The organism is Anaerotruncus sp. 80 (genome assembly GCF_009936115.1).
Taxonomy (GTDB): domain Bacteria; phylum Bacillota; class Clostridia; order Peptostreptococcales; family Anaerovoracaceae; genus Senimuribacter; species Senimuribacter intestinalis.
Window position 1 is genome coordinate 129,627 of sequence record NZ_QWES01000001.1, and the last position, 12,691, is coordinate 142,317.

The following is a 12,691-nucleotide window of genomic DNA, read 5'->3' on the forward strand; positions in this document are numbered from 1 at the left end:
TCCTCTTTATCATTTTAGTTTTAGCTTATTTTCTTCTCAAATTTTTCGTCCGCCGCTTTCATGACCATCTCGTCCCAAGTCTTGAAAACAGTGCTTTCGACCACAAAATTATTGAAGACAGTTTCCGGATAAATCATATATTCCCCGCTCCAACTGCACATTACCGCGCTGGAATAACGGAAGTACTCAAAGTTCTCAAAGTTGGTATGTTTCTGCATGAATTCATCGGTAAAAATGAGATTCAGAATATCCCAAAATTCCTTCCCAGCTTTTACTCTGATATAACCGTCCATTATTTTGCCTCCGGATTTTCTTTTTTGTATTCTTCAAATTTAGCGAAAACGTAATCGTGCCATACCTGTGCATCTCTTGCCATGCACGGACGAATGATTTCATCCTCCTGATCACCTGTTCCATCAATTGTTTCATGCCTCTGAATGGTCAAATACAGAGCCGGTTCATTCGGAGGACATCCCAGGATATGATATGCGCCAGGATGCTGTTTCAGATATTTCTTGGTGCAGTTTCCATGAAGTACAATCTTTTCATCTGGAATGTCTTCCGGAATTTCGTTGAGTCCGCCGATTACAACAGTCATTCCGGCATTCTCATCGTAAGCGTTTACCGCCTTGAGTTCTTCCATATTAATGGCAAGCAGCGCCTGACAGCTGGAGCATCCGCCTTTGCATCTTACATCGTATTCCGGCCATCTGGTGCTCATATCTCCGATATACGGAATCCACATCTTCATGAAGGACTCTTCGATGGTATTGCCCACGACTTCAATCTGATCCATGGCATAGTTTCCTAAACCGGTTTCTTCTGCTACTTTGAAATAATCTACGGCTGTCGTATCGATACCGGTCACTTCACAAGCAACACGGTCGATGGCAACCGGATCTTTAGAGCCCAAAATCATATGAGATTCAATTGGAACCGGCATATGCGGGCTGTACCCAGACGCTGCACGGTGCGCATCCATAATATTGATATCAGCGCGGCATACGGACCACACGTCCATCATCGCCATCGTCAAGTTCTGCTTGTGCATATCCATATGTACTTTGTCCTGTACCACTCCCTTGATATTCTTCAGCGCGCCGGAGAATACCATGGAAGCATGTGCCTTCAGAATCGGCAGGTTGATTAGATGATCCGCTTCCAGCAGGAATCTAGGCAGCTTTACGGAATCGATATTAGAGCGGAATCCGCGAACTGCGACCTTTACCAAATCCTTGTCGCGTTTGATATCCATCAGTTCAACGCCTTCCTCTTCAGCAACAGCCTGAATGCCGCTGACCTTAAAGCATTCCATCGTATCACATCCAATTGCAGCAGCTTCCGCTACGATAATTCTCTTCGGTTCTGCCTTTTTTACCTCGCGAATAACCGCCCTTACTACCTCCGGATTGGTACATACAGAAGTTTCTGGTGGTTCCGCATGTCCTGCGTTTGGTTTTAGAACCACAGTAGTCCCTTTGCGAATGACATTGGTAACACCGCCCATCAGGTCAAATACCTTTGTTACATTTGCCTGAATATCATCGCCTTTTGCAAGAGCAACCAGTGATTTCGCTTTACTCATTTTTCTCCTCCTTAAAAATTCCGACATAATTTATAATTACATTTCTAACTAGAGCAAAAACTGTGCCAAAGAAAAAATGTGATTTTTGCAAGGAATTGTTATGAAAATAACAAATCTTGTTGCGTGTACTCGCAAACCTGTTGCGCTTATGCAACACATACCAGGCATTTTCTATAAATTTTTTCTATATCTGCGGCAGAAAGCCCTGCCAGGCCCCATCCGATAAACGGTCTTCCATTCAGCGTCTGTTCAGCCAACTTAGCAAAATCTCTTTCCTCTATTTCCAGTCTTTGAGAAAGGCCAATCTCCGCAATAAAACGCTCTAAGGCAGCAATTCCATTTTGGATAATCTCTTGTTCGCAGGTTCCCTCAACGCCAAAGATTTCCCGGAAAAATTCACAAAAGCGTTGTGGCGCGCGATGACTGACAGATTCGCACCAAGCCGGAATTAGTATGGCCAGAGCAGCGCCATGCGCCACGCCGAAGGTCTCTGTGATCTGGTGACTCATTTCATGGCAGGCAAAATCACCGCCCGGGCCAAGCATGTCATTATGCGCTGCTGTCGCCGCCAGCATGAGTTCTGCGCGCAGCCCTTCGTCTTCCGGATTTTTGAGCACTTTAGGCAAAGTTTCCACCACTTCTTTTATGAGCGCAAGTGTCATACGATCCAAGAGACTACTCTTTCTGTTTAAGTCAAAATACCGCTCAAAGGCGTGCGCAAAGATGTCGAAACCTCCGCTGGCAGTCTGAAAACAGCTGATGCTAAGGGTCAGCGCCGGATTAAGTAACGCGAACTTAGGCTTTGACTGGGCAAATGCCCGGGCAATTTTCTTTCCCGATATACTGTCACTGATTACCGACATTTCATTGGATTCACTGGCTGTAGCCGGCATCGTCACCACTGCACCCACAGGCAAGAATCGACTCGGCTCAGCCTGTGGATCCGAATACAATTCCACGATGTCTCCCTCAAAATAAGCGCCTGCGGAAATGGCTTTCGCTGAATCCATGACGCTGCCGCCGCCAATGGCCAAAATGCCGTCAATCTGTTTCCTGCGAACCAGCTCTATCGCGCTGCGAATATAGTCTGTGCTCGCATTAGGCTTCACTCCGCCTAATCGAAATACAGTGCAGCCCGCTTCTTCCAGCCATGAGACCAGTTTTTCACCCAGCCCCATCTGAAAAATCCGCTCGCTTCCATACACCATCAGTACCCGGCTGGCATATTGGCCCATGAGAGCGCCAGCCCGCTCTTCACATCCCTTTCCGAAATAGATTTCCGTCGGTATACTAAAATGAAAATCAAACATATCTGTACCTCCATTTGTTTCTGATCAATAAAAAAGCAAGAAATATGCCAGCTTAACTTTCTTATCTACAAAAAAACGTGCATATGCTTTTAGCATATACACGCTTATTTTTCTCTCGAAAATTGCTATTTAAACAGTTCCTTCATCTTCTCCGCAAAGCTGGATTTTTTCTGATAGCACTTATGGTCTACTGCTTTTCCCATATCCTCAATGACCTTTTTCTGCTTTGCGTTCAGCTTGGTTGGAACTTCCAGCACTGCTTTCACATAGAGGTCACCCATGCGGCCGCTGCGTACATTCTTCATCCCTTTGCCTTTTAACCGGAATACTGTGTTGGGCTGTGTTCCGGCAGGCACTTTGTAGGAAACCTTGCCGTCCAGAGTTGGCACGGTGATTTCATCGCCTAGCGCCGCCTGATTAAATGTGATTGGAATATCTAAGTATAAATTGTCACGTTCACGTCTGAAAACCTTGTGCGGTTTTACAGTAATTACAACGTAGAGGTCTCCGTTTGGTCCGCCGTTTTCTCCCGGTTCACCCTGCCCTCTGATTGGAATTACGCTGTCGTTGTCCACGCCGGCAGGAATATCCACGTTGATTTTAATGGTCTTGCGAACTCTACCGCTACCGCTGCAGTCAGGACACGGTGTCTCAATCACAGTACCTTTACCGCCGCACTCAGGACACGGACCTGTGCTCTGAAACTGCCCAAACGGCGTTCTCTGCACGGTATGAACCTGACCTGTTCCGCCGCAGTTTGCACAAGTTTTCTTCTCGGTTCCGGGCGCATTTCCTTCGCCGTTGCAGGTGCTGCACTTTACATATTTATTAATACTAATCTCTTTCTTTGTTCCGAAAGCAGCTTCTTCAAATTCAATCGTAATCGCCTTTTGCAGATCCCGACCTTTTTTCGGTCCGTTCCTTCTGGCACTGCCGCCGCCAAAGCCGCCTCCGCCACCGAACATATTGCCGAAAATATCAAAGATATCATCAAAGCCACCACTTCCGCCGAAGCCGCCAAAGCCACCTCCGCCAAAACCGGCATTTGGATCCACACCGGCATGACCGAAGCGATCATATTTACTCTTCTTATCAGCATCCGATAATACACCATACGCCTCATTGACTTCTTTGAATTTTTCTTCGGCCTCCTTATCACCCGGATTTCTGTCAGGATGATACTTCATCGCCATCTTTCGGAAGGCCTTCTTTATTTCATCGTCACTGGCACCCTTTTGTAGCCCCAGGACCTCATAATAATCTCGTTTTTCTGCCATTACTTTCACCTTCCATTACTTAATTTACAATAACGCAGAAATTTGCCCGCGACGGAGTCCCTCCGCCGTGAGCAAATTCATAAATTTCATTTAGCAGCTAGTTGTTTTCACGTCGAAAAATTTTCGTAGTGCACAGGTTTGCCAACCATCGATTTGCTCATGCAAATCGGGCTAGGGCTTCAACAACGCCACAAGCGATTTTAGCAAGCATTTTATTTGTCGTCGTCCACAACCTCGTAATCTGCATCCACAACATTATCCCCTGCAGGACCTGCTGCGCTATCTGCGCCTGCATTCGGATTAAATCCGCCAGCCATATTCGGATCAAAACCTGCTCCGCCTGCCGCCTGCTGTGCCTGCGCAGCCTGCTCGTAAAGCTTGGTGGAAATTGCATGGAACTTTTCAGTTAAAGCTTCAGTCTTTGCCTTAATATCATCCGGATTGTTTGCTTCTAATGCTTTCTTCAGGTCTTCCTTTGCGTCTTCTACAGATTTCTTTTCATCATCAGAAATCTTGCCTTCTAATTCACCCAGCGCCTTTTCTGTTTCGTATACCAGATTTTCAGCCTTGTTTCTTTCTTCGATTTCAGCTTTTCTCTTCTTGTCCTCTTCTGCGTACTGTTCTGCTTCTTTTACCTTCTGGTTGATTTCATCTTCAGACAGATTGGTGGAAGAAGTGATAGTAATGTTCTGCATTTTGCCGGTACCCAAGTCTTTTGCGCTAACATTTACGATACCGTTTGCGTCGATGTCGAAGGTAACCTCAATCTGCGGAATACCGCGAGGAGCCGGTGCAATGCCGGTCAGCTGGAAACGACCCAGTGTAATGTTGCCGGAAGCCATTTCGCGTTCACCCTGCATTACGTGAATATCTACAGCAGTCTGATTGTCAGCAGCTGTGGAAAAAATCTGACTCTTCTTAGTTGGAATCGTTGTATTTCTTTCAATCAGCTTAGTAGCTACGCCGCCTAGTGTTTCAATGGACAGAGACAGCGGTGTAACATCCAGAAGCAGTACATCGTTAACTTCGCCGGTTAATACGCCAGCCTGAATAGCAGCACCGATAGATACACATTCGTCAGGATTGATACCCTTAAACGGATCTTTTCCGGTTACATTCTTAACAGCTTCCTGTACTGCCGGAATTCTGGTGGAACCGCCGACTAAGATAACCTTTGCCAGGTCAGCATTGGTAACACCTGCGTCTGCCATAGCTTTCTTCATTGGCTCGATTGATTTCTTTACTAAATCAGCAGTCAGCTGGTCAAATTTCGCTCTGGTCAGATCCATATTCATGTGCAGCGGACCGTCTGCGGTTACTGTAATAAACGGCAGATTGATGTTAGTGGTCTGTGCACTGGATAATTCTTTCTTCGCTTTTTCAGCTGCCTCTTTCAGTCTCTGCAGTGCCATCTTGTCTGCACGAAGATCTACACCGTTTTCCTTCGCAAAGCTGTCAGCCAGGAAGTTCATCACTGCATTGTCAAAGTCGTCACCGCCCAGGTGGGTATCACCGTTGGTTGCCAGTACTTCAAATACGCCGTCGCCCAGTTCCAGAATAGATACGTCGAAAGTACCACCGCCCAGGTCATATACCAGAATCTTGTGAGACCCTTCTTCCTTGTCAAGACCATATGCCAAAGATGCAGCAGTCGGCTCGTTGATGATTCTCTTTACTTCCAGACCTGCAATTTTACCTGCATCCTTAGTTGCCTGCTTCTGGGCATCGGAGAAGTAAGCAGGAACAGTGATAACTGCCTCTGTTACTTTTTCACCTAAATAAGCCTCTGCATCCGCCTTCAGCTTGGAAAGGATCATTGCAGAAATATCCTGCGGCGTATATTTCTTGCCGTCGATTTCTACAGTGTAGTCTTCACCCATGTGTCTCTTGATGGACGCAATGGTTCTGTCCGGGTTGGTTACTGCCTGTCTCTTTGCAGTTTCACCTACCAGTCTTTCACCATTCTTTGCAAAACCCACTACAGATGGTGTAGTTCTGTTACCCTCTGCATTTGCGATTACGACAGGATCGCCACCTTCCAGCACGGATACGCAACTGTTTGTTGTTCCTAAATCTATACCGATTACTTTAGCCATTTAAAATTCCTCCTTTTGGATTATAATAAATTTTCTTTTTTTACATTAGTTTCGTTAAAGCCGTTCCTTTTAATTAACGCCGTAAAATTGTTTCACAGCTAGGCGCCGAAGATGTTGAGCCTCGGAGCGTACTCCTGGTACGTGAGAAGCGAAACATCAAGAGCAACAACGCTGTGGGACAATTTGACAAGTTAATTATTGACTTTAACCATCGAAGGTCTAATAACCTTCTTATTAAGCAAATATCCCTTTTGAAGCACTTCTGTCACTTTGCCGCTTTCATACTCTGCATTGTCTTCAGTCATGACAGCATTGTGGAAGTTCGGATCGAAATCCTCGCCCTGTGCCTTGATCTCTTCCAGACCGGCTTTTTCTAATACGTCAGTCAGCTGTTTGAAAATCATTTTCATGCCTTCTGCAAAGCTTTCGTCTGCGGATTCGTGCTGCAGCGCTCTTTCAAAATTATCCATGACGGTCAAAAGTTCTACAATAATTTTCTCATTGGCATAGGCATAAATATCGCCTTTCTCTTTTTCTGCCCGTCTCTTATAGTTCTGAAAGTCTGCCATCAATCTAAGATATTTGGTATTCAGCGCCTCGTCTTCCTCAGATGTCTCTTCTTTGGTTTCAGTCTGCTCTTCGCAGGATTCCTCAGCATTATCATCTTCCGGAATTTCTTTTTCTTCCATTTCTACTGCTTCTTCTTGGTTCAGTTCTTCTTTTAATTCTTCCTGGTTCACCTTAGTCTCCTCACTCACTCTTCGTCTTCACCGCCTTCTAGTTGAAATGTGCTGCTGAGATTGTCAGTCAGATACTCGATGATAGAAGTAATTTCTCCATACTTCATACGAGTCGGTCCGATAACGCCAATCTTGCCGACCATCTTGCCATCTACATGATAGGTTGCCGTAATCATGGAACAATCATTCATCAAATCATCAGCATTTTCATCTCCAATGGTAACGATGATACCATCTTCTCTCTCCATTAACTTCTTCGCAAAGTCTTCTTTCTTATCCAGAAGCGAAAGAAAGCTCTTTGCCCTTTCCAGATCGTTATATTCCGGAATGTCGAATATATTAGTAAGTCCATCCATATAGAGATTCACATTGAGCATATCTTCCAATGTCTTCATAAAGTTTGGCATGATATTCTCAGCCAGCTTGCTCATCGCCTCTATGTCAGACTCAAAACTTGCGATAATGTGTTCTTTCAGAACATCTGTAATCTTCTTGCCGTTAAAATTATAGGTCATATTCTTTGCCAGAATCTGCAGTCCTTCTTCGGTATATGGTACCCGCATTCTTAGGGCTGTATTAGAAATCTTTCCACTCTCTGACACGATCATCAAAACCACTGTAGTCTCATCCACCGGCAATAGGTTGATGAACTTCAGGGTATCCTCATTTTTGGTCGGCGTCATCGCAAAAGAAGTCAGATTGGTAATCTCTGAAAGGATTCTGGCAGCGTGCTTGATAGTCTCATCAAATTCGCTGACATCTGCCCTGAGTTTTTCTGCAATGAGATTTTTCTCAATCGGGCTCAGCTCACGTTTCTCCATCAGCTTATTCACATATAATCTGTACGCCTTATCAGAAGGAACTCTACCAGCCGAAGTATGCGGATGGGTCAGATATCCCATCTCCTCCAGGTCACTCATTTCATTTCTGATTGTGGCTGGACTGATACCTAGATCAAATCTCTTCGAGAGGGTTCTGGAACCCACAGGCTCTGCTGATCTGACATAGTCACTGATAATGGCCTGTAAAATCTTCAATTTTCTATCTGTTAATTCCATAACGCTTCTCCTTATTAGCACTCACTTCTTTCGAGTGCTAATCACTATATATAATATAGTCCTATTCTACCCTAATGTCAACAGGATTTTCACATTTTTTTATGATGTTTTTGTGTATTTTTGGTGAATGCATGCACTGTTCCACTGTACAGAGAAACAGCGTTTCATGTTTATAAACCACAATATATATGAATATTTTTTGTTCAAGTATAACAATTATACCTTGCATTGTCAAAAAAACTGTGCTATTCTTTTCTTAGTTATTTTACAAGAGGTATTTTTTCATGAAAGAGAAATCGAAAAAACTTTTGGAAGAATCCCGCAAGCGCCGTACATACAGAGAATTCCTGCCAGATCCCATTGACATGGAAGTGATCAAAAACTGTGTTTTAACTGCGGGAACTGCCCCTAACGGTGCAGACAAGCAGCCTTGGCATTTTAGTATCGTAACCGATCCGGCTATGAAAGCAAAAATTCGAGAAGAAGCCGAAAAAGTCGAAAAGAAATTTTACGAAAGCAAAATTACTGCCGAATGGCAAGCTGACCTTGACAAGCTGGACGTCAACTGGGAAAAGCCTTTCCTTACACAAGCACCTTGTCTCATCGTTATCTTCAAGGAATGGTACAAAACATTGGAAGACGGTACCAAAGATCAGAATTATTATGTCAACGAATCCATCGGTATTTCCATCGGTTTTCTGATCAATGCGCTGCGAAACGCCGGTCTTGCCAGTCTGACCTATACACCGGCACCGCCAACCTTCCTTCGCACCCTTCTCGGGCGTCCGGAAGGGGAAACTCCGGTTATGGTTCTTGTCGTGGGTAAACCTGATCCTAACTACAAACTTCCTATACTAAAGAAAAAGAGTTTTGAAGAAATCGCAGAGATTATCTAGTACAATATCAAAGGGACGGTACGTCATTTGGCGCACCGTCCTTTTCTTTCATGTTCTCTTCAATTTCCCTTTTCAACATTGCAGTGACTGCAGCCACCGCCGCAGCCATCGCAGCCTGCACAGCCGCCGCCATTTTTCTTGCTCTTGATAATCGACCAAAGCGCAAGCCCTGCCAGTATTACTACAATGAGTAATACGCCAATCGTTGCTGCATTCATGCTATCACCCCTCCATATTTTTTATGCCGCTTTATTATTCTTATACGCAACTTTTTTAATACTTTCAGTGCTCTGAGAAGCCGGACGAACCAACATATAAATGATGAACGCTGCCGCTACAATTGCTGCGACTGTTCCGATTCCGAATCCGCCGCCGGCGAAAGCTGTCCAGAACTGATATACACACATAGATACCAGATAAGCAAGGATTGTCTGATAACCGATTGCAAACCAGAACCACTTGGTGTTGTTCATTTCTCTCTTAATTGCACCCATTGCCGCAAAGCATGGAGCGCAGAGCAGATTGAATACTAAGAATGCGTAAGCTGCTGCTGCGGTAAAGTCTGCGGACAATGCACTCCAGTATTCTGCACCATCTTCAGCAACTTCTGCAAATCCATAAAGTACGCCGAATGTACCAACTACGTTTTCCTTCGCTACAAGACCGGTAATAGCCGCAACGGTCGCTTTCCAGCTTCCGAATCCCAGTGGAACGAAAATCCATGCAAGAAGTGTCCCCAGATTTGCAAGCAGTGTCGTATCCTGTTCCAATACGTCGGAAATCATATGGAATCCGCCCTGTACACTGAAGTTGGACAGGAACCAGATTACGATTGTGGATAATAAGATAATTGTACCAGCTCTTTTAATAAAAGACCAGCCTCTTTCCCACATTCTTCTAAGAAGTGTACCGATGGTCGGCATATGATATGCCGGAAGTTCCATCACAAACGGTGCAGGTTCTCCCGCAAACATCTTTGTCTTCTTCAGGATGATTCCTGAAATTACGATAGCGGCAACACCTACAAAGTACGCACTTGTTGCCACCCATGCATCTCCATCAAAGAGCGCGCCTGCAATGAGCGCTACAATCGGCATCTTTGCGCCGCACGGAATAAAGGTTGTCGTCATAACAGTCATTTTTCTGTCCCGGTCGCTTTCGATGGTTCTTGAAGCCATAACGCCCGGCACACCACAGCCAACACCGACCAGCATCGGAATAAAAGATTTTCCAGAAAGTCCGAACCTGCGGAAAATTCGATCCATAATGAAGGCAATTCTTGCCATGTAGCCGCAGCTTTCCAGGAATGCCAGCAGAATGAACAGCACTAACATTTGCGGTACAAATCCGAGCACTGCGCCTACACCGGCAACGACGCCATCTACAATTAAGCCGACCAGCCAGTCTGCACAGCCGATTCCTTCTAAGAATCCGGAAACTGCAGGTGGTACAATATCTCCAAAGAGTACATCGTTGGTCCAATCCGTTGCCATAGCACCGACTGTAGACATGGCGATATAGTATACCAGCCACATAACCACGATAAAAATTGGAAGTGCTAGAATTCGATTGGTAACAATCCTGTCAATTTTATCAGAAATAGTCAGATTTTCGCGTCTTTCTTTTTTTACGACTGCACTGCTGACGATTTTACTGATATAGGCGTATCTCTGATTGGTGATGATGCTTTCCGCTTCATCGTCCAGTTCCGTTTCGCAGTCTTTGATATGTTCTTCCAAATGTTCTAATAAATCGGCATCTATTTTCAGCGTATCTAAAACATCTTCATCTCTCTCAAAGATTTTAATTGCATACCAGCGCAGGAAATTTTGATCGACCATCAGTGAGATGGATTCTTCAATATGCGCAATGGCATGTTCCACGCTTCCAGTAAATACGTGAGGCATATCTACTGTCTTATGTTTCTCTGCGATTTTCAGCGCTTTTTCTGCTGCCTCGATGCAGCCTTCCCCTTTCAAGGCGCTGATTGGAAGAACCTGGCAGCCCAGTTCTTTGCTAAGCTTGTCAAGGTCAACCTTATCTCCGTTCTTTCTGACAAGATCCATCATGTTGACGCACACCAGCACAGGAATCCCCAGCTCGATGAGCTGTGTGGTTAAGTACAGATTTCTTTCGATGTTGGTGCCATCGATAATATTTAAAATTGCGTCCGGTTTTTCAGTGACAAGATATCTTCTGGATACAACTTCTTCTAAGGTGTATGGGGACAGGGAATAAATGCCCGGCAAGTCCTGAATAATAACATCGTTATGTCCTTTCAGTTTTCCGTCTTTCTTTTCTACGGTTACGCCAGGCCAGTTGCCCACATACTGGGCGCTTCCTGTCAAGGCGTTAAATAAAGTCGTCTTACCGCTGTTTGGGTTTCCGGCAAGGGCTATTTTGTACTGCATTCTTTCTTCCTCCCTTATTTAACATCTATCATTTCAGCATCCGCTTTTCTGATACTGAGTTCATATCCTCTGACAGTCAATTCAATAGGGTCACCCAGCGGAGCAACTTTTCTGATATAAACAGTCGTTCCTTTTGTCAACCCCATGTCCATAATTCTTCTTTTTACTGCGCCTGCTCCGTTAATTTTCTCCACTGAAACAGTTTCTCCTACGTTTACTTCCTTTAAAGTACGCATCATTACCTCCCAATTTAAAACATAATTTTTCCGGCCATATCTTTGCCCAAAGCAATTCTGCTATCTTTTACCTGCAGAATCATATTTCCACCGACTTCGCTGACAACGGTTACCGTCTCATCTACCACAAACCCGAGTTCTGCCATATGCTGACGGACTTCAGGCTTACCGCCGATTTTCTTTATTGTTACGGTTTCACCCGGTTTTGCCATGGATAAAGGCATCATAATTCCTCCTTACATGTGTTCTTGCTGCAATAGTTAGCACTACCTAACTCACGGATTCAAAGACGCAGGTATCTGCTGCTTCAGCACTTCTGCCAAAGCGTAGCCGCTGCTGCTGTGACAATGTGCAATCGGAAAGCCGCCTCGCTTTGCCTCTTGAGACGCCGCATGTACCATTTTATGCGATACTGTAGTAGTAAAACAAATCAATAAATCCGGTGAGCCGATTTTTTTCTTCATGGCGCCCTTTTCCTTGGTGTAAACTTTGGCAGTACACCCGTATTCCTCACATATTTTCTGATACCTGCGCTCCATTCGCTCGTGTCCTCCAATAATTACCACACTCATCGACCTATCCTCCTCTCCAGTTAGTTTATTCTAACTCATTGCTTTTATAGGTTAGCACACCCTAACCTTCTTGTCAATACTTTTTTTTTATGATAGAATAGGAAAAAATGAAATGAGGACATGTTATGAAAATCCAACAATCTGCAGAAGATTATTTTGAAACCATATATATTTTAAAGAAGAGAAACGGTTCGGTCCGTTCCATCGATATCGTCAATGAAATGGGTTTTTCTAAGCCTACCGTCAGTGTCGCCATGAAAAAGTTTCGCGAAAACGGTTTTGTGACAATGGACAGTGATGGACAGATTGAGTTGACAAAACAGGGACTATTTATCGCTGAAAAGACCTATGAGAAGCACAATGTGCTGGCAAAAGCACTGATACTTCTGGGTGTAGAGGAATCCCTTGCTTACGAAGACGCCTGCCGCATGGAACACTGCATCAGCGACACCAGCTTTGAAGCGATTAAAAAACATATCGAAAAGCTGTAACGTTTCTGTTAGGATTTGT

14 protein-coding genes are annotated in these 12,691 nt (G+C 44.6%); 2 read left to right on the forward strand and 12 right to left on the reverse strand.

Annotated features, from left to right (window positions below; translation table 11 throughout):
* Window positions 1–20: 20 nt before the first annotated feature.
* The 7 genes from D1155_RS00590 to hrcA form a co-directional block, all read right to left on the reverse strand.
* On the reverse strand, window positions 21–293 hold the full coding sequence (locus D1155_RS00590) for a hypothetical protein (protein WP_160200471.1): 273 nt from the start codon (window positions 291–293) through the stop codon (window positions 21–23).
* Window positions 293–1,585, reverse strand: coding sequence for a DUF362 domain-containing protein (locus tag D1155_RS00595; protein ID WP_160200472.1), 1,293 nt, complete (start codon window positions 1,583–1,585; stop codon window positions 293–295). The genes D1155_RS00590 and D1155_RS00595 overlap by 1 nt, the downstream gene beginning before the upstream one ends.
* 146 nt (window positions 1,586–1,731) lie before the next feature.
* Window positions 1,732–2,895 carry an iron-containing alcohol dehydrogenase gene (locus tag D1155_RS00600; RefSeq protein WP_160200473.1) on the reverse strand — a complete coding sequence of 388 codons (1,164 nt, stop codon included), beginning with the start codon at window positions 2,893–2,895 and terminating at the stop codon, window positions 1,732–1,734.
* A gap of 125 nt (window positions 2,896–3,020) precedes the next feature.
* Complete coding sequence (dnaJ, locus tag D1155_RS00605) at window positions 3,021–4,172, reverse strand: molecular chaperone DnaJ (protein ID WP_160200474.1); 1,152 nt, start codon at window positions 4,170–4,172, stop codon at window positions 3,021–3,023.
* A gap of 212 nt (window positions 4,173–4,384) precedes the next feature.
* Window positions 4,385–6,268 (reverse strand): molecular chaperone DnaK, encoded by a 1,884-nt coding sequence (gene dnaK, locus D1155_RS00610; protein ID WP_160200475.1) that lies wholly within the window; start codon window positions 6,266–6,268, stop codon window positions 4,385–4,387.
* Between the two features lie 191 nt (window positions 6,269–6,459).
* Window positions 6,460–7,008, reverse strand: a complete 549-nt coding sequence (grpE, locus tag D1155_RS00615; protein WP_251613582.1) for a nucleotide exchange factor GrpE — start codon at window positions 7,006–7,008, stop codon at window positions 6,460–6,462.
* Between the two features lie 14 nt (window positions 7,009–7,022).
* Window positions 7,023–8,066: a heat-inducible transcriptional repressor HrcA gene (gene hrcA / locus D1155_RS00620; protein ID WP_160200477.1), complete on the reverse strand. Its 1,044-nt coding sequence runs from the start codon at window positions 8,064–8,066 to the stop codon at window positions 7,023–7,025.
* Window positions 8,067–8,350: 284 nt separating this feature from the next.
* Here hrcA and D1155_RS00625 point away from each other — a divergent pair, with 284 nt between their 5' ends.
* Window positions 8,351–8,962, forward strand: a complete 612-nt coding sequence (locus tag D1155_RS00625; RefSeq protein WP_160200478.1) for a nitroreductase family protein — start codon at window positions 8,351–8,353, stop codon at window positions 8,960–8,962.
* Window positions 8,963–9,021: 59 nt separating this feature from the next.
* Here D1155_RS00625 and D1155_RS00630 read toward each other — a convergent pair whose 3' ends face one another.
* Genes D1155_RS00630 through D1155_RS00650 form a run of 5 tightly spaced genes read right to left on the reverse strand, consistent with a single transcriptional unit; the run spans window position 9,022 to window position 12,181 of the window.
* On the reverse strand, window positions 9,022–9,180 hold the full coding sequence (locus D1155_RS00630; RefSeq protein WP_160200479.1) for a FeoB-associated Cys-rich membrane protein: 159 nt from the start codon (window positions 9,178–9,180) through the stop codon (window positions 9,022–9,024).
* 21 nt (window positions 9,181–9,201) lie between these two features.
* Window positions 9,202–11,373: a ferrous iron transport protein B gene (gene feoB, locus D1155_RS00635; protein WP_160200480.1), complete on the reverse strand. Its 2,172-nt coding sequence runs from the start codon at window positions 11,371–11,373 to the stop codon at window positions 9,202–9,204.
* Window positions 11,374–11,387: 14 nt separating this feature from the next.
* Complete coding sequence (locus D1155_RS00640) at window positions 11,388–11,609, reverse strand: ferrous iron transport protein A (protein ID WP_160200481.1); 222 nt, start codon at window positions 11,607–11,609, stop codon at window positions 11,388–11,390.
* A 14-nt stretch (window positions 11,610–11,623) separates the two neighbouring features.
* Window positions 11,624–11,836 carry a FeoA family protein gene (locus D1155_RS00645; protein WP_160200482.1) on the reverse strand — a complete coding sequence of 71 codons (213 nt, stop codon included), beginning with the start codon at window positions 11,834–11,836 and terminating at the stop codon, window positions 11,624–11,626.
* 48 nt (window positions 11,837–11,884) lie between these two features.
* Window positions 11,885–12,181, reverse strand: coding sequence for a DUF2325 domain-containing protein (locus D1155_RS00650; protein ID WP_160200483.1), 297 nt, complete (start codon window positions 12,179–12,181; stop codon window positions 11,885–11,887).
* A 125-nt stretch (window positions 12,182–12,306) separates the two neighbouring features.
* Here D1155_RS00650 and D1155_RS00655 point away from each other — a divergent pair, with 125 nt between their 5' ends.
* The gene (locus D1155_RS00655) at window positions 12,307–12,672 is read left to right on the forward strand and encodes a metal-dependent transcriptional regulator (protein WP_160200484.1); all 366 of its coding nucleotides are present in this window, start codon (window positions 12,307–12,309) and stop codon (window positions 12,670–12,672) included.
* Window positions 12,673–12,691: the final 19 nt, after the last annotated feature.

What these genes read in the sequence shown, in the direction of transcription:
- D1155_RS00590 (WP_160200471.1), bottom strand. Translation starts at nt 293, where the DNA reads ATGGACGGTTATATCAGAGTAAAAGCTGGGAAGGAATTTTGGGATATT.
- D1155_RS00595 (WP_160200472.1), bottom strand. Translation starts at nt 1,585, where the DNA reads ATGAGTAAAGCGAAATCACTGGTTGCTCTTGCAAAAGGCGATGATATT.
- D1155_RS00600 (WP_160200473.1), bottom strand. Translation starts at nt 2,895, where the DNA reads ATGTTTGATTTTCATTTTAGTATACCGACGGAAATCTATTTCGGAAAG.
- dnaJ (WP_160200474.1), bottom strand. Translation starts at nt 4,172, where the DNA reads ATGGCAGAAAAACGAGATTATTATGAGGTCCTGGGGCTACAAAAGGGT.
- dnaK (WP_160200475.1), bottom strand. Translation starts at nt 6,268, where the DNA reads ATGGCTAAAGTAATCGGTATAGATTTAGGAACAACAAACAGTTGCGTA.
- hrcA (WP_160200477.1), bottom strand. Translation starts at nt 8,066, where the DNA reads ATGGAATTAACAGATAGAAAATTGAAGATTTTACAGGCCATTATCAGT.
- D1155_RS00625 (WP_160200478.1), top strand. Translation starts at nt 8,351, where the DNA reads ATGAAAGAGAAATCGAAAAAACTTTTGGAAGAATCCCGCAAGCGCCGT.
- D1155_RS00630 (WP_160200479.1), bottom strand. Translation starts at nt 9,180, where the DNA reads ATGAATGCAGCAACGATTGGCGTATTACTCATTGTAGTAATACTGGCA.
- feoB (WP_160200480.1), bottom strand. Translation starts at nt 11,373, where the DNA reads ATGCAGTACAAAATAGCCCTTGCCGGAAACCCAAACAGCGGTAAGACG.
- D1155_RS00640 (WP_160200481.1), bottom strand. Translation starts at nt 11,609, where the DNA reads ATGCGTACTTTAAAGGAAGTAAACGTAGGAGAAACTGTTTCAGTGGAG.
- D1155_RS00645 (WP_160200482.1), bottom strand. Translation starts at nt 11,836, where the DNA reads ATGATGCCTTTATCCATGGCAAAACCGGGTGAAACCGTAACAATAAAG.
- D1155_RS00650 (WP_160200483.1), bottom strand. Translation starts at nt 12,181, where the DNA reads ATGAGTGTGGTAATTATTGGAGGACACGAGCGAATGGAGCGCAGGTAT.
- D1155_RS00655 (WP_160200484.1), top strand. Translation starts at nt 12,307, where the DNA reads ATGAAAATCCAACAATCTGCAGAAGATTATTTTGAAACCATATATATT.